We start from the raw sequence: 20,627 nt of genomic DNA, 5'->3' as shown, positions 1-20,627 counted from the left end.
CATGGCACAGCGATGCCGTCGGGGGGCGGTCACATCATCAACGCCACCGGCAGCGCACATAGCCAGCCCATGCGAAGGATATCATCAGCGTCGCGGGGCGTGGACCGGGGCACCCCGGCGCCCGGTCACTCCAGTCTTCGCTTCACAGCTTGATCCTGCAGCTTGGCCAGCATCTCGTAAGGGCTGACAGTGTCGGGATCGTCTTGGTGGCGACGTGGGTGTATTGAACGGTCGTCGTGAGTTTGGAATGCCCTAGCAAATCCGGATCACCCGCACATCTGTGTCGGCCTCGAGCAGGTGCGTCGCAAATCAGGGTTCGCAGGGTAGCGGCCTTCTCGACTCCGGCCATCGTCTTTGCCGACGTGAAGGCCCGGTTCGACTGACGCTGCGAGAGCGGGTTGATCTTGGGCTTGCCTGGGAACACCAGCCCTCGGGTCGCGCTTCGCGCCAGTCGTCGCGCAGGAGTGCGGGCAAGCCAGGTGGCAGCATGACCTTGCGGCCCTTCCGCCCCTTGCACGCCGACAAGACGGCAGGTGGCCGGGTCGGCGGCGGCCGTTTTGCCGAGGAAAACCTTCTGGATGACCCGAACATCCTTGATGCTGTGTTCTGAGAAGATCTCGACACGCTGGCGGCAGGCTATCTTGGCGACGGATGGAAATAGGCTGATGCCAGCGCGGTTAGCTATGTCCGTTACGATCACATCGAGGACGACAAGATGGCGCGGGTCCACAAGAAGGTCAGGCAGCTGTCCCCCGAACAGATCGCAAGGCATCATGAGTTGCAAGAACTGGCGGAGGGCGGCGCACTGGACGAGGAAGGCCGTGCCGAGCTGGATGTACTGGAAGCAGTCATTGAGGGTGATTTCACCACTGATCAAAAGCCGTATTCCGGCCTGATCCTCTATGTCGATCCGGTGGGGCGACCCGCTGACCAGGGCACGCGCCCCGATGTCGTCGCTGACAAGTCCGGCAGTCAGGAACAGGTCGATGGGTCGGCCTTGGCTTTCGCAAATCGCGTGCAGCTTCGTAAGTATGCCGCCTTTGGTTCGGCCACTCAGACGCCCACACCCCCCTTTTTGACGCTCAGGCTGGACGCCGTACGATGGGCTTTCAGTTGAGTTGCGTCGATCATCACAGTCGTCTTCTCGCCGCTTTCGGCCACCAACCTCGCCATGATCCGGGCGAAGGCACCCCTGTCGCTCCAACGCTTCCAGCGGCTGTAGAGCGTTTTGTGCGGGCCGTATTCCCTTGGTGCATATCGCCACCGCAAGCCATAGTGATTGGTAAATAAAATCCAGATCAGGACATGCCCGTCATCAACCCTGACTTGCTGTGCAACTTGAGGACGTAAGGCTCCAGATGCGCCATCTGCGTATCGCTGAACCAGAAAAGATAAGACATGTTCACCACTCGTTTTCGAACGGTGAAACACGCGCCCAGCCAAATCAATGGGTCCTGACCCTAGGTTTTCAAGAAGCGGCGCACCCGCGCTGCGGGTGCAAAAAAGGTGTTTGCCCTCTAGCAGCGGGCAAACCGAGCCTAGGCAAAACGGGACCCAAGGGTCACATCGTGACGATAAAGGACAAATGTCCTGACTATTGATGCAGGTAAAACTGGTCGGGCTGAGAGGATTCGAACCTCCGACCCCCTGCTCCCGAAGCAGGTGCGCTACCAGGCTGCGCTACAGCCCGACCGTGGCGCGGGATGTACCCAAGACAGCGCCGGTTGGCAAGGCCTCATCTTGCGGATTCTTTCAAGACTTTCTCCCGGCGCTTCATTGCCCGTGACAAAGGCCCCACCCGCAGCGAGGTGCCGGTTTCGATCCGGTTGCGGGTGCGTAGCACGGGCGTGGTCTGCGAGCCGCCCCCGCGCCCCTCGCGCAGCACGATATAGACCCCAGACCCAATGATCAGTGTCGACCCCGCAAGGGTCCAGATTCCCGGAAGTTCGTCGAAGAACAGCGCGCCATAGGCCGTGGCCCAGATCATCTGCGAATATTGCATGGGCGCGACAATCACGGCCTCGCCAGTCTTGTAGGCGGCGATGAGCACGAGCCCGCCGGTCAACGCAAAGCCCGCCATGACGCCGACCCCGCCAAGGTGTTCGATGGGCATCGGCTTGTAGACGAAGGCCAGCGCGCAGGACATGAGGATGAAATTCGCCATCATCGGGTAGAGCAGCAGCACCACCGACCGTTCGTCATTGCCGATCTTGCGCACCACGATGGACGCCACCGCACCGAAGAACGCCCCCACCAGCGCAGCGCCATGGCCCAGTGTCAGCTCAGTCGCGCCGGGGCGCAGCACAACCAGCACCCCCGCGAGGCCCACGAGCACCGCCATCCAGCGGCGCAGGCGCACCTGTTCGCCAAGGATCGGGATCGCCAGCACGGTGATGATCAGCGGTTGGGCAAATAGAATGGCGTAGGTCTGCGCCATTGGCAGCACCGAGAAGGCGTAGAACACACACAGCCCCGCAATCACCGCTGAGCCCGTGCGCAGCGCGGTCCACCACGGGTGGATTGGACGCAGGTGGCCCGGGGTGGTGTCGCGGATCAGCATTAGACTGACGATCGGGAAACTGAACAGGACCGAGAAGAACACAATCTGGAAGGGCGCGTAATCCGCCCCAAGAAACTTCACGATCACGTCGTGGGTCGCGAAGATGCCGAAGGCAAGCAGCGCCAGAAGCGCGCCTTTCGCATTGGAGTGCATCGATTTTCCCAGGTTGCCTGCTCTGTGGCGGCACGACTCTCGGCCACCTTTGTCCATAGAGGTGCGCAGGAAATCCGGCAGGGTCAACGGGAGGATGCGGCGAAAGCAAGGTTTCGCCAGATGGCGACGCCCCCGTGCCCATGACGGGGGCGGCGCGGTGTTCAGCGGCCGCTCAGAGGCTGGCGTCGAGCGCCTTGAGGATCTCGTCGCCCATGCCGGAGGTGGTGACCGGGGTCACGCCCTCTTCGCCCAGCAGGTCCGCGGTGCGCACGCCGCTCGCGAGGACAGCCTCGATCGCCTTCTCGAGGCGCTCGGCCTCGGCGCCCTGGTCGAAGCTGTAGCGCAGCGCCATGGCAAAGCTGAGCACGCAGGCGATGGGGTTTGCCTTGCCCTGGCCCGCGATGTCGGGCGCCGAGCCGTGCACCGGCTCGTAGAGGGCCTTGGGACGGCCGTTGGCCATCGGGGCACCAAGGCTGGCCGAGGGCAGCATCCCGAGCGAGCCGGTCAACATCGCCGCCGCGTCGGACAGCAGGTCACCGAAGAGGTTGTCGGTCACGATCACGTCGAACTGCTTGGGCCAGCGGCACAGCTGCATGGCGCCGGCGTCGGCGTACATGTGGCTGAGTTCGACCTCGGGGTAATCCTTGGCCACCTCGGTCACGACCTCGCGCCACAGGATGCCCGATTCCATGACGTTGGCCTTTTCCATGGAACACAGTTTCTTGCCCCGTCGCATGGCCAGCTCGAACGCCGACCGCGCCACGCGGTCGATCTCCGACTCGGTGTAGCGCTGGGTGTTGATGCCCACACGCTCGTTGCCTTCCTCGAAGATGCCGCGCGGCTCCCCGAAGTAGACGCCCGAGGTCAGCTCGCGCACGATCATGATGTCGAGCCCGGCGACAACATCCTTCTTCAGGGACGAGAAATCCGCCAGCGCGTCAAAGCACTGGGCCGGGCGCAGGTTGGAATAAAGGTCCATTTCCTTGCGCAGACGCAGCAGGCCACGCTCCGGCTTCACCGAGAAATCCAGAACGTCGTATTTCGGGCCACCCACGGCACCGAGCAGGACGGCATCAACCTCCTGCGCCTTCGCCATGGTGTCGTCATGCAGCGGCGTGCCGTGCGCGTCATAGGCGGCACCGCCCACGAGGTCTTCGGACACGTCGAAGGAAAGGCCGCGCTTGTCGCCGAACCAGTCGATGATGCGGCGCACTTCGGCCATCACCTCGGGGCCGATGCCGTCGCCCGGCAGGATCAGCAGCGAAGGGTTGCTCATGGGTCTAGTCCTCTCCTCGGATATGTCCCGCATCGCGTAGCGGCTGGCCGGGGATTGGTCAAGAAAGCCGGAGCTTTCGGGGCGGTCACGCAGGGGAGTGCAGTCCGTTCGCAGGTGGACCGGGCAGGCTCCTGAACGACGTGGAGCGCCGCCTCTGGCGCGCGCGATGGACCGCGCACGGGCCATGGTGCTGCTTGCCTGTCAGGGCGGCTCCAGCGTCACCAGTACCATGTGGTGCGGCTCCCCCTCGATGGGCGGCCGGACCTCCGCCCGTGTGACCGCCAAGTGGGCGGCGGGTAGGATGTAGCTCACCCGCATGGGACCGGTCTGGTCCCAAGTCACTGTGTCGGAGCCGGGCAACGGATCGCGCAGACGCGGATCGGCAAGCGCCTCCCTCACCGCCTCGTGCCGCCCGTCCCCCCGTGCTGGGTCCACGTTGGCATCGCCGATCAGCACCGGGTGCGCCGGCGGTTCACCAAAAGCGCCATCGAGATAGCGCAGCCACAGCGCCAGCTCGTCCGCGTTGCGCCGCCCGTTGCGATCCTCCGGGCCATCGAAGACCGGAGGCGTCGCATGCCACGCCAACAGGGTAAGAGGCCCAACCCCTATCGCGAGATGGGCGTTCGAGGACAGCCGCTGTACCGCCGGCGCCGGATCGGACGGGATGCGCCGATGGCCCGGCAGATCGGACCAGAGCATGTCCGTCAAATCCCGGACCAGCGTCAGGGGCAGCTTGGACAGCACCGCGATGCCCCCCTGCCCCGAGAATTCACCATAGCCCTGCGCATCACGCGGCCCGCCCAGCAAACCGTCTTGGTCAAGGTCAAGCCCCGTGGGACGCCCCGTATTGCCCCGCTGAGCGATGCGGTGAGGATAAAAGGCGCCCTTGGCCGCCAGCAGTTCCGCAAGCGTCCCGAGCACCCGGCCACCATGGTCGTAATCCACCTCGGTCAGGACCAGCACATCGGGCGCGGCGGCGGCGATCTCGTCCACCACGGGCCGCACGTCGCCCTTCAGAATATCCCGCAGCAAAAGCCCCGGCCCCTCGCGCGACAGGTCCACGTTCCACGTGGCAAGGGTCAGTTCTTCGGCAAGGGCGGGGGCGCAGCACAGCCACAGCGCCGCGAGGGCAGTGATCAGATGATCTGCAATTCCGCCTGCGCGTAGGCGCGGCGGCGCTTTTCCTCGATCAGGTCGGCGATGCGCAAAAGCGCCACGCCGCGCATGATCAGGCTTGCAGGAAGGAAGGCCCATGCGCTCATCGTCCAGATCAGTGTCTGCGGATCGGTCAGAGACAGCGGGTCGATCATCGCCGACGCCATCTTCATGACCGCCGGGATAAGGAATGGCAGAAGAAACCCTAAAGCGACGTTAACATGCGCATCGCGCTTGAGCCGGTAGAGGATATCTCCGCCGGCGGTCGGATCGAACAAGGGCAGGTTTACCCAGAAATTGAAAGCTCCGGTGCGGATCGGCCAATTGAGCACCCGCACCACAAGCAAGAACACCCCCATGGTCAGCAGCGACGCCAGGTAGGACAGACCTGCATGGCTGCGGATCAGCTCGATCTCGCGGGGGGTCATGTCTCCGGTTGCCAGAAGGCACATGAGACGCACCGGAGAATAGGGAAAATCAAGCGCATCGCCTACGAACCGGCCGATCCCCTCGAGCGCGGCGGCCACCATCCCGGGATGGGTTTCACCGCGACTGATGAGGGTCAGCATCAGCACTGTCAGGAACAACGCGATGAACCGCATGCGGTTGAAGGGTGGTGCGTCGCGAAACTCGATGATCGACGGGTAATCGCCGACATATTCCACGAAGGTGAGCATGGCAGCGATCAGGGCAAGCAGGGCGACCATCTGCGCCTGATCCGCCGAATGCTCGGACAGGAACAACGCGGGCATGGCGATCAGAAAGGCCATGAGTACGGCGCGCACGCCGGCTTTGATCAGACGGTGGATCAACGGATCTGCCCTTTTTCCGGTCCGGCCGGGCGCAGTTCTTTGCCGCTTTCCCATTTTACCGCACCACTGCCATGTCAGCAGCTTGCCTCAATCTCGCCCCAATTTTGCCCAAGTTGGTGTCATCCGGCAAGCGGGCATCGAACATCGCGCCTCCGACCCCCGAGCCTACGGAGCGAAACGGTGCCTTTTTGCATCATCTTCAGGGCATTTTCATGGAATTTGCCACAGTTCAGCACACCGTATGGCACTGCACGAAAATCGACAGAAACTTTGACATGGCGCATGGCCCGGGCACTCGGATCGGCTTTCATGGGGTCACAGACATTCGCCACATGCGAAGGAGGGCAATCCCCATGCACCTGGCACTATCACTGCACGAAGCTGTCGAGATGATCCCCGATGGCGCCCGCGTCATGCTGTCGGGATTCATGGGGGTTGGCTGTCCGGACGGACTTGTCCATGCCCTCGCGAAGGCGGGCAAGCGGGATCTGACGATGATCGTCAACGATGCCGCCCGCCCGGCCACCGGGGTCGGCCCGCTGGTGGCCGCGGGCTGCGTGCGCAAGTTCATCGGCAGCCATATCGGAGTAAATCCGGACCTGCAGGCCCGCATGCAGCGCGGCGAGATCGAGGTCGAACTGGTGCCGCAGGGCACGTTCGTGGAACGCATCCGCGCCGCCGGGATGGGCCTTGGCGGGGTGCTGACGCCCACGGGGCTCGGCACCCGCGTGGCAGAGGGCAAGCAGACCGTGGAGGTCGAGGGCAGGACCTACCTGCTGGAGCCGCCGCTGCGCGCGGATTTCGCGCTCATCGCGGCGCGCAGCTGCGATTACGTGGGCAACCTGACCTACATGCTGTCGGCCACGAACTTCAATCCTATCATGGCGCTGGCCGGAGAGACGGTCATCGCTGAACCCGAAGAGATCGTGCCCGTGGGCGTCATCCCCCCGGATGCCGTGAAGACGCCGGGCATCCTGGTGGACCACATCATCAAGAGGACCGCATGATGCAAGATGTCATGACCATGGACCCCAAGGAAATCATCGCCCGCCGCGTGGCTCTCGAGATCCGGCCGAGGACGCTCGTGAACCTCGGCATCGGCATCCCCACGCTGGTGTCGGATCATCTGGACCCGGCCCTCGGTGTGTTCTTCCAGTCCGAGAATGGTGTCGTGGGCCTTGGCCATCGCCCGCCCGAGGGCATGACCGACCGCCACCTCACCGATGCAGGCGGCACCTTCACCTCGGCGGTGCCTGGCGCTTCGATCATCGACTCGGCCTTTTCTTTCGGCCTGATCCGCGGTGGCCACCTCGATCTTACGGTTCTCGGCGGGCTGCAGGTGGATGCGAAGGGGCATCTGGCCAACTGGATGATCCCCGGAAAGTTTGTCCCTGGCATGGGCGGTGCGATGGACCTCGTGACCGGGGCGAAGAGTGTGATCGTAGCGATGATCCACACCGCCAAAGGCCAGTCCAAGGTGGTGCCGGAATGCACCCTGCCGCTCACCTCGCAGCGCCGCGTGGACCTCATCGTCACGGAGCTTGCGGTGATGCGCCCCATGGACGACGGGCTGCACCTGCTCGAGACCGGCCCCGGGGTGAGCCTCGAGACGGTGCTGGACCAGACTGAGGCCACGCTCATCGTGCCGGACAACGTGCCGCAGATGGACCTGTCGCGCACGATCTGACACCGCCTTCCCGCTGCCCGGCGTGTCGAGCGATGGCCGGCGAGGAATTTGCGGATTTGGAATGAGAAGAAGGACAAGAGCACGCCCCCTGCCCTTCTTCTCTTCGTAAATACGCCCGCCGGAAGCGCCCCTGTGCACCAGACGCACCACGGGCAGGGCAGGCGCGCAGGCATGAAAAAAGGCAGGGCCCCGCAGACCCTGCCTTCCTTGCATCACTCGATGTCGCTGGTGGCCAGCGGATGAGCCTATTGGCAGTGCCCGCCGGTCACACCCGTCGACGGGACCGGCCCCTCAGACCCAGGGGCGGCTCTGGGCGGCGGTGGCCTCGAACGTGTCGATGGCACCGACCTTCTCCATGGTCAGGCCGATGTCGTCGAGGCCCTCCATCAGGCAGTGCTTCTTGAAGCTGTCGATCTCGAAGGCGAATTCCTCGCCGTCCGAGGTGACGACCTTCTGGTTCTCGAGGTCGACGATCATGCGGGCGTTGGCGCCCTTCTCGGCGTCCTTCATCAGCACGTCCACGGCCTCCTGCGGCAGCACGATGGGCAGCATGCCGTTCTTGAAGCAGTTGTTGTAGAAGATGTCGGCAAAGGAGGTGGAGATCACCGCCTTGATGCCGAAATCCGCCAGCGCCCACGGCGCGTGTTCCCGCGACGAGCCGCAGCCGAAGTTGTCGCCCGCGACGATGATCTGTGCCTCGCGGTAGGCGGGCTGGTTGAGAACGAACTCGGGGTTTTCCGATCCGTCATCGAGATAGCGCATCTCGTCGAAGGCGTGCACGCCAAGGCCGGAGCGCTTGATCGTCTTCAGGAACTGCTTGGGGATGATCATGTCGGTGTCGATGTTGACCAGCGGCATGGGCGCCGCGATCCCGGTGAGTTTCTCGAATTTTTCCATGTCGGTATCCTGTCGGTTGACCTTCGGGGATGGCGGAACCGGGGGCATCCGGCCGCGTTCCCATCAGGAAACAAGGGAGTTCAGCAATGTCTTACAGCGAAGGGTCCACGGTCGAGTGGAACTGGGCAAACGGCACCGGCAGCGGCAAGGTCGTCAAGCGCTACACCCGCAAGATCACCCTCAAGCTCAAGGGCAATGAGGTCACGCGCAACGCGTCCGAGGACAACCCGGCCTACCGCATCAGGCAGGACGACGGAGACGAGGTCCTGAAATCCGAAAGCGAGTTGTCCCGGCACAGTTGAGCTCCTCAGTACCGGACGAAGCGGGTCTTGAGGGACCCGTCCGCCAGCTTGTCGGTCTCATAACGCCCCGCAGCGCCGTTGGTGCCACCCGCACAGGCCGCGCTGAAGATCATCGCGCCTTCAGGCGAAGCCTGTTCGGAGTAACTGGCCACGCGGCTCCCATTGCAGGTCGAGGCGACGACTGAGCGCACCTCGGCCTGCGAGAAGGTGGACGCGTTGTAATTGCCCATCGCCATGCCCGATCGCGCGGTGAACCAGAAATAATCCGGGTTCTGCACGACCCCCGGCGCGCAGCCTGCAAGGAGCAGGCCGCAGACGCCAAGGCGCATGGCACTGACGCGGGACCTCACAGCGCGGGCTCCGAGGCAAGCGTGCGCACGTCGGTCAGGTGACCGGTGAGCGCCGCCGCTGCCGCCATCGCGGGCGACATGAGGTGCGTGCGCCCCCCCTTGCCCTGACGGCCCTCGAAGTTGCGGTTCGAGGTGGCCGCGCAGCGCTCGCCCGGGGCCAGCTGGTCGGGGTTCATGGCAAGGCACATGGAGCAGCCCGCAAGGCGCCATTCAAAGCCCGCGTCGATGAAGATCTGGGCAAGCCCTTCTTCTTCGGCCTGTGCCCGCACGAGGCCCGAGCCCGGCACGACCATGGCACGCATGCCATCCTTGATCTTCTTGCCCTTGAGGATCTCGGCCGCGGCGCGCAGGTCCTCGATCCGGCCGTTGGTGCAGGAGCCGATGAACACGGTGTCGATCTTGATGTCGGTCAGGTTCTGACCGGCCTCGAGACCCATGTACTGAAGCGCGCGCTTGGCCGCCTCGACCTTGCCGCCCTTGAAATCCTCAGGCGCGGGGACGACGGCCGAAATCGGCAGCACGTCCTCGGGCGAGGTGCCCCAAGTGACCACGGGCTCGATCTCTTCGCCCTTGATGGTCACGACCTTGTCCCAATGGGCGTCATCGTCAGAATAAAGCGTTTTCCACCAGTTGAGCGCCGCTTCGAACTGCGCGCCCTTGGGCGCGTGGGGCCGGCCCTTGACGTACTCGAAGGTCTTCTCGTCCGGCGCGATAAGGCCAGCGCGGGCGCCGCCTTCGATCGCCATGTTGCAGACGGTCATCCGGCCTTCCATGGACAGCGACCGGATCGCCTCACCGCAGTACTCGATGACATAGCCGGTGCCGCCGCCGGTGCCGGTGTGGCCGATGACCGACAGCGTGATGTCCTTGGCAGTGACGCCCGGACGCAGCTGGCCGGTGATCTCGACCTTCATGTTCTTGGACTTGGACTGGATCAGCGTCTGGGTGGCGAGCACATGCTCGACCTCCGAGGTGCCGATGCCGTGGGCCAGCGCGCCGAAGGCGCCGTGGGTCGCGGTGTGGCTGTCGCCGCAGACCACGGTCATGCCCGGAAGGGTCCAGCCCTGCTCGGGACCGACGATGTGCACGATGCCCTGACGCACGTCGGAGACCGGGTAGTAGTTCACCCCGAATTCGCGTGCGTTCTTGTCCAGCGCGTCCACCTGGATGCGGCTTTCCTCGTTCTCGATGCCGTTCTCACGGTCGAGCGTCGTGGGCACGTTGTGGTCGGGCACGGCGATGGTGCGCTGCGGTGCACGCACCTGGCGGCCCGCCATGCGCAGCCCCTCGAAGGCCTGCGGGCTGGTCACCTCGTGGACGAGGTGGCGGTCAATATAAAGAAGGCAGGTGCCGTCGTCGTCCTGGTTGACGACATGGGCGTCCCAGATCTTGTCGTAGAGCGTCTTGCCGGACATGGGTGTCTCTCCGGAATGGGGAATTTGGCTTGGGCTGGGCGCGGGCAACGGGCCCGCGCCGGGGCGGGCGTGAGACAGGCAGGCTTATAGCCGCGCGAGCACCGTGCAGGTGGCGCCGTGGAAGCGTTCGCGAAGCCGCACGCGTTCAACGATGTCGAAAACCAGAGTCATGACGGCGGAGATACAGCGACTCCGCCTCGCAATCAAGTGTCGGGCAAGTGTCGTGCACGCCCCTGGCAAGGGATGCGAGTGAAGTGCAGGCAAGCCTCGGGCCGGGATCGGCTCCGGGTCTGGCAAGCATCGGGCCTTCGGCACGCGAGCGGCAGGCGCCAAACCGCCGTGCCGTCACTCCCCGCACCTTCGTGAGCGGCCGCGCCGGAACCGGGGCAGGCCCCCGGTGGTTTGACCATGCAACACTGGAGGCTGAAACCATGTTCAATACCAATGATCCGCTCGCCCTGCCGCTGCTTGCAGGGGCCCTTGCCACCGCTTTCGGGCTGGCCGCCCTTGTGATCAATCGCAAGCGGCAGGAACCGGCCCGCGTCACCGCCAAGGCTCATGTCCCCGTGCAACGCCGCCTGCCCGTGCGCAACCGGATCGTCAAGCACCGCTGAGCGCCCACTGCCAGCCCTTGCCACCTGCCTGTCCCGGTGCAACCATAACCGGGACAGCAATGCAGGACCACGATGAACCCCAAAGACGCATCGGCCCCGACGCCGTTTGAACAGCTGCAGGCCACGGCGCTAGATCTCGTCGCTCAGTGGGATGGGTTCATGGCGAGCTTCCTGCGGCCGTGGAATTTCTACCAGATCGGCATCGCGCTTGCGGTCCTCACCTTGGCGCACCTGTTATCCCGGCTGCTCACTCCGCCCTTCCGGGACTGGATGCGCCGCCGTGACGGCTGGCCAACCTGGCGCCTGCGCGTTCTGGTCGTGGTGCAGCGGCGGCTGCGGATGATCCTCTTTGTGCCGCTGATATGGTTGCTGATCGAGGTGATGCTTCAGCTCACCTGGCCGTCCCGAACCTATCTTCTCGTCATCATCGCCAAGCTTGCGACCACGTGGCTTGGCATAGCCCTTGTCACGCGGCTTATCAGGAATCCGGCCCTGCGCGGCCTTGTACGTTACGGGGCGTGGGCCTGGGTCACACTGTCGATCGTCGGCTTGGCGGACGAAACACAAGACCTGCTCGAAAGCATGGCCATCGAGCTTGGCGGGGCGCGGCTGTCACTCTGGCTCATCGTGCAGGCTATCGTCCTGCTGATCGCGCTCGTTGCGCTGGCAAGGTTCCTGTCGGGAGCCGGTGCCGCCAGCCTGAAGCGCAACGAAAACATCAGCCCTTCGATGCAGGTGTTGGGCGTGAAGTTCATGCAGGTGGCACTTTACGGGGCAGCCTTCTTCCTTGCTCTGAGGCTGGTGGGAGTGGACCTTACCGGGCTTGCGGTGCTGTCGGGGGCCATCGGTGTCGGGCTGGGTTTCGGCCTTCAGAAGGTTGTGTCGAACCTCGTTTCGGGGATCATCATCCTGCTCGACAAGTCGATCAAGCCCGGCGACGTCATCTCGCTGGGCGAGACCTTCGGATGGATCAACGCCCTTGGCGCGCGCTACGTGTCGATCACCACGCGGGACGGCAAGGAATACCTCATCCCCAACGAGGATCTGATCACCGGGCAGGTGGTCAACTGGTCCCATTCCAACGAGTTCGTGCGGCTCGATATCTACTTCGGCACCGCCTACCAGGACGACCCCCACGCGGTGCGGCGCATCGCCATCGCGGCAGCGTCCTCGGTCAACCGCGTACTGACGGATCGCCCGCCGGTCTGTCATATCGTTGGCTTCGGTGACAGTTCAGTGGATTATATCCTGCGGTTCTGGATCTCGGACCCGACAGGCGGGCTCACCAACATCCGCGGCAATGTCTACTTGGCGCTGTGGGACGCTTTCAAGGAAAACGGCCTATCCATCCCCTTCCCCCAGCGCGAGGTCAGGGTTCTGAACGACACCCTGCCCCCCTTCCCCGAAGACCGCCCCTAGCGCAGCTGCACCGACACCCGGCCCGACCGGCCGTCTGCGTCGATTACCGACAGGGTGGTGAAGCCCGGACCGCTGAACGGGGCAAGCATTTCGGTCGTGCGACTGCCGCGCATGACCACGCGGCCGTCCGCCAGCAGAGTGAAGGGTGGCGTGCCGCCCCGCAGCTTTACCGGCACGCCCATGGGGTCCGCCGCCAGCGTTGCACCGTCGGGCGGGAAGGTGACCGTCAGCGCCGGAGCAGCCTGAGGTGGATCGAAGCGGCGCAAGTGCTGGGGCAGTTGGGCATTGCCCAGCAGCAGTGCATCGGCAGGCGGCGGTGGCAACGGCGTGCTTTGGGGCGCGGCACGGCCCAGCACCTCGAACAACAGCGGCGCGGCAAGGTCTCCTCCGAAGGCACCGGGCACCGGCGTGCCGTCGGGCCGCCCGATCCAGACCCCGGCCACCACGGCGCCGTCCCAGCCCAGCGCCCATGCATCGCGGTGGCCGTAGGAGGTGCCGGTTTTCCACGCCACCCGGCCCCGTTTCCCTGCCTGCGGCGGCTGCTGCGCCCCGGCCAGGATATGCCCCACCTGCCAGGCGGACCGAGCCTGAAGGATACGGACCGGAGCGCCCGGCACGTCGTCTGCCCGCCAGCGCAAGGGCTGCACCGCGCCGCCGCTCGCAAGCCCGCCATACAGGGTCACCATGTCCCAAAGCGTCAGCCCCACTCCCCCGAGGCCGACCGCAAGGCCAGCCTGCCCGCCCGGAAGCTCCGGGTGCAGCCCAGCCCTGTCCAGCGCCGCCATGAGGTGCGCAGGGCCCATGCGGTCCATCAGGCGCACCACGGGGATATTGAGCGACAGTTGCAGCGCACGGGACACGCGCAGCTCGCCCCGGAACTGCCCGTCAAAATTTTGCGGCGCGTAGCTGCCGAACTGCACCGGGCTGTCATCAATGAGGGTTTCGGGGTGGGCCAGCCCCCGGTCAAAGGCAAGACCGTACACCAGCGGCTTCAGCGTCGACCCCGGAGAGCGCAGCGCCCGGGTCATGTCGACGAACCCTTGCCCCTTCGTGGCATCGTAGGCGGGCGAACCGACACTGGCGAGCACCTCGCCGCTGCGATGATCGGCAATGAGGATCGCCACCGAAAGGCGAGGGTCGCGGCCGGCCATGTAGTCCTGCGCCAGCGCCTCGACCGAGGCCTGCAGGGCTCTATCCACGGTCAGCCGGTGCACCCCCGGCCCCAGCGCAGCGGCGCGGTCCGAAAGGTGCGGCGCAAGCTGCGGCACGGGAAGGCGCCGCTGCGGAGATGGATCTCGCAGGGCCGCCTGCGCGGTGTCTTCGTCAAGCACACCGGCGGCCACGGCATGGGCCAGCACCCGGTCACGGGCAGCATGGGCCGCCCCGGGGTGGCGGTCTGGGCGTCGGCTTTCGGGGGCCTGCGGCAGCGCCACCAGGAACGCAGCCTCTGCGGGGGTCAGGCGCTGCGGCTCTTTCCCGAGCCATGCAAGGGACGCGGCGCGCAGCCCCTCGATATTGCCACCGTACGGCGCAAGCCCGAGGTAGAGCGACAGGATCTGCCCCTTGTCCAGCCGCCGTTCAAGCGCCAGCGCCAGCCGCAGCTGCCGCAGCTTTCCATCCCACGTGCCGGTCGCGCCGTCCTCGAGCAGCCGTGCCACCTGCATCGTGAGGGTCGAGGCCCCTGAGACGATTCTCCCGGCCTTCAGTCCCTGCCACGCAGCCCGCGCCACAGCCAGCACATCGACACCCCCATGAGACCGGAAGCGGCCGTCCTCGTAGGCCACCAGCATCTCGATGAACAGCGGATCGACCCCGGCGGGGGGCAAGGCCAGCCGCCAGAGACCGTCCTCCACCGTGTAGGCCCGCAGGAGCGTGCCGCTGCGGTCTCGGACCTCGGTTCCGGTCTCCTGCACCAGCACTGGCAGTTCTGTCCGGGCGATCCAGTCGTCCATCCCGTCGCGGCACAGAGCCCCGAGCCAGAGCATCAGCACGAGAGCAAGGAGGCTACGCATCCGCCTCCCACAGGTTCGGGTAGGTGGTGATGAAGCCGCACTCGTTCACCACTAGCTGGGTGGCGAAGGCGGTCTGCTCGGCGGTGTAGGCGATGATCCCGCCCCGCTCCCGGGTGTAACTCTGGTCAAGCGGGCGCAGATCGCCGCTTGGCAGGCGCAGCCACGCGGCGCGGGTGGTCAGCCGTCCCACGTCCGGCAGGCGGCGCAGGGGCATCAGGTTGGTGGCCGGGGTGAACGAGAAATCCACATCCTCGCACCCGGAAAGCTGCGGCTGGATCTCGTCACCGAGGCGCCAGCCGGTTTCACCGCGGACGATCTTCACCGCAAGCTCCGCCCCGCCGACAGTCCCGGTGACATCGGCGCTGAGCGTGCGCCAGGCGGCATCGGTGCGGACCACATAATCCAGCGCCGCCCATGCTCCGTCACTTTCGCGGAACCGCGCATGGCCAACGAGCATGTAACCGGCATCGAGATGGGCCAGCCGGCACTTGTCCTCGCCCTCGCGGTCGAGGGCACGCCAGTGCATCTGTGCTATGGTCTCGGTCATTCGATCTCCATGGTGCCGGAGGAGGTAGTGGCGCGGTATTCCGGACGGTACATGTCCTCGACCAGCGCGGCGGGGTGGTGGAAGCGGCCCGGCGTGACCGCCCGCACCACGTAGGCCAGCCGTATCGGCGCCGCCCCCTGCTGGTCCACCGCGGCGAGGAAACGCTCGGCGCGGAACTCTGCATGGACGGCATCGGTAGGCTCGAGCCACGGCAGGCCGCGCAGATCGCCTGACCGCAGGAGGTTCGGGTTGTCGATCTCGAGCCCGGCAGGCAACGCATCGTCGATCATCAACCTTGCGCCGCCATCCTCGGCGGGACGCACGGTCAGGACCACCACCATGCGGTCGCCCTGCCGGATCGCGTCGGTCACGGGTTCGCCCTCCATGGTGAAATACGCCCGGTCGAGCGCATAGCCGTAGCCCCCTGCCTCGGTCCCACCCTCGGGCTGCCCGAGTGTAGTGAGGGTGATCGGCAGAGGCATTGTCCCCTCGTTCTTGAGACGCATGAGGGTAAGAGCATCTCCGGGGATGCGCCGCAGGAACGGCCCCCCCGCCTGCACGCCATCCACTGACAGCCCCTGCACCGCCGGATCTTGAACCAGCGCATGGGCGGCCATGAGCGACCAGCTTTGCTCCTGCGTCGACAGTGGGCGCGTGGCGGCGGTGATCCGGGTCAGCAGCGCCTCGCGGTCCACGGCATCGCTCCGCGCTTCGGTGGCAAGCGACAGGACCCCAGCCGCATCGCGCAGGCGCGAGCCGAAATCGCCGCGCCAGACCTGCGCCTCGGGGCCAGCCTCCGCGGCAAGCCACGCAGCGGCCTTCGCGAACATCCGGTCGGCACGCGGCTGGTCTCCGTAACGCGCCAGAGCCGCGCCTAGTTGCGCCTGCGCCAGCGGCGTGGCGAAGGCATCGGCACGCTCGTCAGCGTAGTAGCGCAGATCGCCCACCAGCGCTTTGCCCTCGTGCGCGAGCACCATGAGCGCATAGGCGATCTCCTCGCCCCCGTCATCGAAATCAGCGGCATAGGCAAGCCGGTTGCGTAGGTTGTCCAGCGCCCGCTCCATCGCCATTTGCGGCACCTCCTGTCCTGACGCGCGGGCACGGGTCAGAAAATCTGTGACATAGGCATCCAGCCAAAGATTTCCGTCCCCCGCCTGCCAGAGACCAAAGCCGCCCCCCGCTGATTGCCGCGTCAGCACCTTGGCGATGGCCTGACCGATCTGCCTGTCCAGCTGCGCCGGACTGCCAATACCCAGCGGCTCAGCCAGCTGCGACAGGTAAAGCAGCGGCAGCGTCTGGCTGGTCACCTGCTCAGTGCAGCCATAGGGGTAGCGGTCCAGCGAAGACAGCATCCCCGCCACGTCGAGCCGGGCCAGGGGCCCGGCCGAAATGATGACCTCTGAACCCTCCAGGCGCAGGCCCGCCAGCGTTTCCCTGTCCAGCGTGAAGGTCTGGCCGGGGGCCAGCGTCAGCCGCCGGGTTCGCCCGGTGGCGGGATCGTTCACACGAACACCCAGCATCAGCCGCTTTGTCAGGCGGATGCCGTCCGGGGTCGTCAGCGCCACAGTGATCTCGTGATCCCCGGGATCTCCGGCGACAAGCGGCAGCGAAATCCGAGCCTTCCCACCTGCATCCAGCATGACCTCCCGCGGACCGCGCCCGAGCCCCTCGCCGGACACCTCCAGCGCCATCGCACCGGCGGCTCCCGAGGCATGGGTCAGCTCGAGCGCCAGACGCGTTTCGTCCCCGGGCGCGAGGAAGCGCGGCAGCGCCGTCGAGATCACCACCGGATCGCGCACCAGCACCTCCGCTTCGGCCTCACCCACGGCGCTTCTGGTCCAGGCCACGGCCATCAGGCGCACGGTGCCGTTGAAGTCGGGCATGTCGAATGACAGCTCTGCCAGCCCGTCCGGGCCCACGGTGACCGGGCCAGAGAAGAACGCAACGAGCTCTTCGGTCGGTGGAGGCGCCTGCCGACGCGCCGCGCCGCCCGCATCTCCTCCAGAGCGCAGCTGCCCCATGGCCCCGGTGCTGCCGTCGATGAGACGGCCATAGATATCCCGGATCTCAACCCCGAGCCGCTGCTGGCCGAAGTAATACCCCGAGGGGGCGGGGCTGTCGAACCCGGTGAGGTTCAGGATCCCCACGTCCACAGCGGCAACGGTCACATAGGCGGTTTCGCCTTCGGGAACACCCTCCACCTGCACCGCAGCAGACAGAGGGCCGCGCGGTGCGCTCTGCTCGGGCGCATCTAAACTGACCGCAAGCTGCCGCGCGCCGGGGTCGATGGCCGCATGGGCCAGTCCAAGGCTACGACCCGGGGCATGCCCAGCGGCGCGATCCGTGGGGCGGATCACCTGAGCGGTGACATAGGCCCCCGCGCCCCACTCATCCGTCACCGGCAATTCGATCAGCGTCTCGCCCGCCGGCACCTCGACCGCCTGCATCGAGATCACCCGGTCCGACAGCACCGTCACCAGCGCCTGCCCCGCCTCTCGCGGAACGATGCGCAGCTGCGCGGTGTCGCCGGGCGCATAGAGCGGCTTGTCCAGCGTCAGCTCCAGCGTGTCCGGCGTCGGCTGCGCCGAGGCCGGGGCGAACCAGCCCGCATCGAAGCCGACCGAAGAGGCGACATAGGCCCCGTCCGTCCGTCCCACCACCAGCTCATGGCGGCCCCAGTCAACGTCCGCCGCGACGCGCCGCGGCGCGTCTCCAAGGCCGACCTGACCGGAGGCGATGGTACTCCGGCTGGTCACTGGCTCCCAGTTCCAGTTGCCGTTCATCTCGTACCACTGGTAACGGATATCGATGCGGTTCAGGGTCCAGCTGACCTCCATCGGCACCGGGGCGAGGTCCGGCCCTATGGCTTGCAGCAGGAAACCCGCCTCCGAGCCTTCGGGTATCGTGCCGTCGAACTCGGGCCGGATGCCGATCATCGCGCTGGCAGGTGCTACGGGGCGAGTGATAGACCGCTCCACCGGTCGCCCCGAGCCGTCAATGACGCGCACCGTGGCACGGGCGGTCTGCGGCTGCCCGGGCGCACCCTCGGGCAGTGGCAGGGTGATCTCGGCGCTGCCTTCGGCATCGGTTCGAAGGCCCGCCCCGAAGCTTCGTGTCTCCGGCGTGGTCCCGGCATCGTGGCGACCGAAGCTGTAGTTCGGAACGCCCTCAATCGTGGTTTCGGGTGTCAGCGTCAGCTCACCTTCGATGGTCAGGTCGCCCGCCGGGGCACCGAAAAGGTAGCGCGCCTCGAGGGTCAGCCGGGACGGTGCATCCTGGCGGATGGGGGTGTCCGGCAAGGACAGGAGGACGTCGATCCGCTCTGGGATAAAATCCTCGACCAGCAGCGTCCGGCTGGCGAGCGGGTCGGCTCCGGTATCGGCGTAGACTGCCAGTCGCCATGTCCCGCGCGGCACCGAAGGTGCCAGCGGCAGATCGAAGACATGGCCACCTGCCACCCCTTGTGACGACACGATCCGCGCATGCTCCACCCCATCGGGCCGGGTGAGCACTGCCGTGAGCGGCACCTCCACCGCCGCCACCTGCGCATCGCGCAGAAGCGCCGTGGCATGCACCACCTCGCCAGCGCGGTAGGCACCCCGATCGGTGGTGAGGAACGCGTCGATAGGGCCCGCCGGATCGCGTCCGGCAACGCCCCGGTCCGACAGGTCGAACGCCGGATCGGTGAGCGACAGGAAGGCCATATCCGCTTCGCCCCTCCTGGCGGTGACCAGCGCAGGCTCGGCCCCGCCGGTGCCGCGCGTGAGACCCGCGGGAAACCGCGAGACGCCCTGCGCGTCGGTCGTCACGGTGCCAAGAGGCCTGTTGGACCGGGACAGCAGCGTGACCTCGAGCCCCGCAAGCGGCCCGGCGTCCGACAGGCCTCGCGCGAACACCGTCAGACCATCCGCCCCCTCGAGGGTCGTCAAGCCTATGTCGCTGAGAATGAACCATTGCGTGGCGCGGGCGGCATCCTCGTCACCGGGAACGGAGGCGGTGAGCGCGTAGACCCCGGCGGGCAGATCGCCCACCACCTCGCCCATGGGCAGCCGCGTGGTGACATCGGCGTTGAGGCTGTTGCCGACCTCTCCGGTGCCGGTCCAGATCTCTTCCGCCACCCCATCGGAAAGCTGCTGTTCCTCCCAAGCCGACAGGGGCTTGCCGAAGTAGCTGTCCTGCATGGTCCTTAAAAGATTGCGCTCGGACACCCGGCGCAGGGTCAGGTCCAGTTCCGACAGGTTCACCGTCTTGACCGGCAGACCCGCGTCAGGCCCCTTGGGCAGCACGTAGGCCCGCCCCGGGAAGGTCACTTTCGGCGCGCGGTCGCGCACGTAGGCGCTGATCGGCACGTCCCGCTGCAGCGTCTCGCCCTCGGCCGACGGCAGACCGGCGCGAAAAACCAGATCATACCGCATCCCGTGAGCAAGGCCGGTGACACACACGCGGGTGTCATCCGAAGTTACCGCCAGCCGGTCGTCGGGCAGGCGGACATAAGGAGCATAATCCTGCCCGGCACGGTGCAGCGGGTCGGAAAACTCGGCACAGATGCGCGGCGCGGCACTGTCGGCGTCGACCTCGTGCCCGGTGATACGGAAGCCGTACTTGCCCAGCGCATCCTCCAGCAGGGCCCCGGCCTCGGGGGTTGGAGCGATATTCTGCGCCAGCCGCAGCGCGGGGATCATCAGCTGCCCCTCGTCCACCGCCTCGAAGGCGCGCGCCATGTCCAGCAGCGCCGCAGACCGTTGCGGCACGTCCCCCGCACGCAGGTAGGCGTTGACAGCCGCTGCCATGGCCTGGCGGCGCAGATCGTAACGGTCGGACCGGTTGGGTGCATCAGCCTGCGCAAGGGACAGCCGCGCGTAGGTCAGCCAAAGCCCGGTGCTATCCTCCTGCGCAAGGGCAGAGCCGGTCCAGTCGAGCGCGGCAGCGATATTTCCCTGGGCCTCAGCCGAGCGGGCCGCGGCCAGAAGCTCCGGCACATCCCAGTCGCCACCGGGATGGCGCAGGCCGATGGCACCGGCCTCTTCCTGCGCCGCCGCCAGCAGGTCTTCGCGGACAAAACCGATCTCGTCCCGCCGCCGTGCCGCCTGCGCCGCGCGGTCGGGCGGCGTTGCGATCACCTCACCAGACATGGCACCGGCGAACGGCGTGCGCTGTGCCACGCCGGACTTCGGGAAACAGGCCCCCTTCCCTGCGTTGAAAGTGAAGGCTCCGCAGGCGGCGTCGTTCAGGCAAAGGCTGCTGCAGGCCCTGAGCGTCGTATCGAACAACGGCTGCAGATCACCGCCATAAAAATCCATGTCCCGGGTGACAACGACCCGCCGGTCCGGCAGCACGTCCTGCGCTGCAAGCTGGGAGCCAAGCAGGCAGAGCGCGGCCAGCGCCCCCATCACTGGTTTCATGTTGAACCGGACCATGCACCAACCTC

General features: G+C 66.2%; 16 protein-coding genes, 1 tRNA gene and 2 pseudogenes. 6 read left to right on the top strand and 13 right to left on the bottom strand.

The annotated features are described in order from the left end of the window. Window positions 1-125: 125 nt before the first annotated feature. A pseudogene (locus tag IEX41_RS21495) lies at window positions 126-513 on the bottom strand (tyrosine-type recombinase/integrase); the annotation flags it as partial. Here IEX41_RS21495 and IEX41_RS21700 point away from each other — a divergent pair. After that, window positions 488-610 carry a hypothetical protein gene (locus IEX41_RS21700; RefSeq protein WP_277874172.1) on the top strand — a complete coding sequence of 41 codons (123 nt, stop codon included), beginning with the start codon at window positions 488-490 and terminating at the stop codon, window positions 608-610. The pseudogene IEX41_RS21495 and the gene IEX41_RS21700 overlap by 26 nt on opposite strands. Window positions 611-916: 306 nt before the next feature. Here IEX41_RS21700 and IEX41_RS10070 read toward each other — a convergent pair. The 6 genes and pseudogenes from IEX41_RS10070 to IEX41_RS10045 form a co-directional block, all read right to left on the bottom strand. Beyond that, a pseudogene (locus IEX41_RS10070) lies at window positions 917-1,400 on the bottom strand (IS5 family transposase); the annotation flags it as partial. A gap of 213 nt (window positions 1,401-1,613) precedes the next feature. Then, window positions 1,614-1,690 (bottom strand) — tRNA-Pro (locus IEX41_RS10065). A 45-nt stretch (window positions 1,691-1,735) separates the two neighbouring features. Then, window positions 1,736-2,713: a DMT family transporter gene (locus tag IEX41_RS10060; protein ID WP_188790100.1), complete on the bottom strand. Its 978-nt coding sequence runs from the start codon at window positions 2,711-2,713 to the stop codon at window positions 1,736-1,738. 172 nt (window positions 2,714-2,885) lie between these two features. Then, window positions 2,886-3,989, bottom strand: coding sequence for a 3-isopropylmalate dehydrogenase (gene leuB, locus IEX41_RS10055; RefSeq protein WP_188790099.1), 1,104 nt, complete (start codon window positions 3,987-3,989; stop codon window positions 2,886-2,888). A gap of 201 nt (window positions 3,990-4,190) precedes the next feature. Then, window positions 4,191-5,051 (bottom strand): endonuclease/exonuclease/phosphatase family protein, encoded by an 861-nt coding sequence (locus IEX41_RS10050; protein WP_229673126.1) that lies wholly within the window; start codon window positions 5,049-5,051, stop codon window positions 4,191-4,193. A gap of 74 nt (window positions 5,052-5,125) precedes the next feature. Next, window positions 5,126-5,956 carry a hypothetical protein gene (locus IEX41_RS10045; RefSeq protein ID WP_229673124.1) on the bottom strand — a complete coding sequence of 277 codons (831 nt, stop codon included), beginning with the start codon at window positions 5,954-5,956 and terminating at the stop codon, window positions 5,126-5,128. 353 nt (window positions 5,957-6,309) lie between these two features. Here IEX41_RS10045 and IEX41_RS10040 point away from each other — a divergent pair, with 353 nt between their 5' ends. Then, a complete protein-coding gene (locus IEX41_RS10040) occupies window positions 6,310-6,963 on the top strand; it encodes a CoA transferase subunit A (protein ID WP_188790097.1) in 654 nt (217 codons plus the stop codon). Then, entirely contained in the window at window positions 6,963-7,643 is a 681-nt protein-coding gene (locus tag IEX41_RS10035) for a 3-oxoacid CoA-transferase subunit B (RefSeq protein ID WP_188790141.1), read from the top strand. The genes IEX41_RS10040 and IEX41_RS10035 overlap by 1 nt, the downstream gene beginning before the upstream one ends. 291 nt (window positions 7,644-7,934) lie before the next feature. On the opposite strand, the gene leuD is transcribed toward IEX41_RS10035, so the two are convergent. Further along, window positions 7,935-8,540: a 3-isopropylmalate dehydratase small subunit gene (gene leuD / locus IEX41_RS10030; protein ID WP_188790096.1), complete on the bottom strand. Its 606-nt coding sequence runs from the start codon at window positions 8,538-8,540 to the stop codon at window positions 7,935-7,937. A gap of 86 nt (window positions 8,541-8,626) precedes the next feature. Between leuD and IEX41_RS10025 the strand changes: the two genes are divergently transcribed. Further along, window positions 8,627-8,842: a hypervirulence associated TUDOR domain-containing protein gene (locus tag IEX41_RS10025; protein ID WP_188790095.1), complete on the top strand. Its 216-nt coding sequence runs from the start codon at window positions 8,627-8,629 to the stop codon at window positions 8,840-8,842. Window positions 8,843-8,847: 5 nt separating this feature from the next. On the opposite strand, the gene IEX41_RS10020 is transcribed toward IEX41_RS10025, so the two are convergent. Together IEX41_RS10020 and leuC are read right to left on the bottom strand one after the other, a co-directional pair. Next, a complete protein-coding gene (locus tag IEX41_RS10020) occupies window positions 8,848-9,192 on the bottom strand; it encodes a hypothetical protein (RefSeq protein WP_188790094.1) in 345 nt (114 codons plus the stop codon). Beyond that, a complete protein-coding gene (gene leuC, locus IEX41_RS10015) occupies window positions 9,189-10,607 on the bottom strand; it encodes a 3-isopropylmalate dehydratase large subunit (RefSeq protein WP_188790093.1) in 1,419 nt (472 codons plus the stop codon). The genes IEX41_RS10020 and leuC overlap by 4 nt, the downstream gene beginning before the upstream one ends. Window positions 10,608-11,038: 431 nt before the next feature. On the opposite strand from leuC, the gene IEX41_RS10010 reads away from it, so the two are divergent. Together IEX41_RS10010 and IEX41_RS10005 are read left to right on the top strand one after the other, a co-directional pair. After that, the gene (locus tag IEX41_RS10010; RefSeq protein ID WP_188790092.1) at window positions 11,039-11,221 is read left to right on the top strand and encodes a hypothetical protein; all 183 of its coding nucleotides are present in this window, start codon (window positions 11,039-11,041) and stop codon (window positions 11,219-11,221) included. A gap of 72 nt (window positions 11,222-11,293) precedes the next feature. Then, entirely contained in the window at window positions 11,294-12,640 is a 1,347-nt protein-coding gene (locus IEX41_RS10005; protein ID WP_188790091.1) for a mechanosensitive ion channel family protein, read from the top strand. On the opposite strand, the gene pbpC is transcribed toward IEX41_RS10005, so the two are convergent. The 3 genes from pbpC to IEX41_RS09990 are packed head-to-tail and all read right to left on the bottom strand — an operon-like array spanning window position 12,637 to window position 20,616. Next, window positions 12,637-14,652, bottom strand: a complete 2,016-nt coding sequence (gene pbpC, locus IEX41_RS10000) for a penicillin-binding protein 1C (RefSeq protein WP_188790090.1) — start codon at window positions 14,650-14,652, stop codon at window positions 12,637-12,639. The two genes, IEX41_RS10005 and pbpC, sit on opposite strands and share 4 nt — an antisense overlap. Continuing rightward, window positions 14,645-15,199, bottom strand: coding sequence for a putative glycolipid-binding domain-containing protein (locus IEX41_RS09995; protein ID WP_188790089.1), 555 nt, complete (start codon window positions 15,197-15,199; stop codon window positions 14,645-14,647). The genes pbpC and IEX41_RS09995 overlap by 8 nt, the downstream gene beginning before the upstream one ends. Further along, entirely contained in the window at window positions 15,196-20,616 is a 5,421-nt protein-coding gene (locus IEX41_RS09990) for an alpha-2-macroglobulin family protein (protein ID WP_373285626.1), read from the bottom strand. The genes IEX41_RS09995 and IEX41_RS09990 overlap by 4 nt, the downstream gene beginning before the upstream one ends. Between the last annotated feature and the right edge of the window lie 11 nt (window positions 20,617-20,627).

The sequence above is a fragment of the Salipiger pallidus genome, from assembly GCF_014643635.1.
Taxonomy (GTDB): domain Bacteria; phylum Pseudomonadota; class Alphaproteobacteria; order Rhodobacterales; family Rhodobacteraceae; genus Salipiger; species Salipiger pallidus.
The sequence above is the reverse complement of the archived record's forward strand: the minus strand, read 5'-3'. Positions and strand labels throughout refer to the sequence as shown.

What these genes read in the sequence shown, in the direction of transcription:
- IEX41_RS21700 (WP_277874172.1), top strand. Translation starts at nt 488, where the DNA reads ATGACCTTGCGGCCCTTCCGCCCCTTGCACGCCGACAAGACGGCAGGT.
- IEX41_RS10060 (WP_188790100.1), bottom strand. Translation starts at nt 2,713, where the DNA reads ATGCACTCCAATGCGAAAGGCGCGCTTCTGGCGCTGCTTGCCTTCGGC.
- leuB (WP_188790099.1), bottom strand. Translation starts at nt 3,989, where the DNA reads ATGAGCAACCCTTCGCTGCTGATCCTGCCGGGCGACGGCATCGGCCCC.
- IEX41_RS10040 (WP_188790097.1), top strand. Translation starts at nt 6,310, where the DNA reads ATGCACCTGGCACTATCACTGCACGAAGCTGTCGAGATGATCCCCGAT.
- IEX41_RS10035 (WP_188790141.1), top strand. Translation starts at nt 6,963, where the DNA reads ATGCAAGATGTCATGACCATGGACCCCAAGGAAATCATCGCCCGCCGC.
- leuD (WP_188790096.1), bottom strand. Translation starts at nt 8,540, where the DNA reads ATGGAAAAATTCGAGAAACTCACCGGGATCGCGGCGCCCATGCCGCTG.
- IEX41_RS10025 (WP_188790095.1), top strand. Translation starts at nt 8,627, where the DNA reads ATGTCTTACAGCGAAGGGTCCACGGTCGAGTGGAACTGGGCAAACGGC.
- leuC (WP_188790093.1), bottom strand. Translation starts at nt 10,607, where the DNA reads ATGTCCGGCAAGACGCTCTACGACAAGATCTGGGACGCCCATGTCGTC.
- IEX41_RS10010 (WP_188790092.1), top strand. Translation starts at nt 11,039, where the DNA reads ATGTTCAATACCAATGATCCGCTCGCCCTGCCGCTGCTTGCAGGGGCC.
- IEX41_RS10005 (WP_188790091.1), top strand. Translation starts at nt 11,294, where the DNA reads ATGAACCCCAAAGACGCATCGGCCCCGACGCCGTTTGAACAGCTGCAG.
- pbpC (WP_188790090.1), bottom strand. Translation starts at nt 14,652, where the DNA reads ATGCGTAGCCTCCTTGCTCTCGTGCTGATGCTCTGGCTCGGGGCTCTG.
- IEX41_RS09995 (WP_188790089.1), bottom strand. Translation starts at nt 15,199, where the DNA reads ATGACCGAGACCATAGCACAGATGCACTGGCGTGCCCTCGACCGCGAG.
- IEX41_RS09990 (WP_373285626.1), bottom strand. Translation starts at nt 20,616, where the DNA reads ATGGTCCGGTTCAACATGAAACCAGTGATGGGGGCGCTGGCCGCGCTC.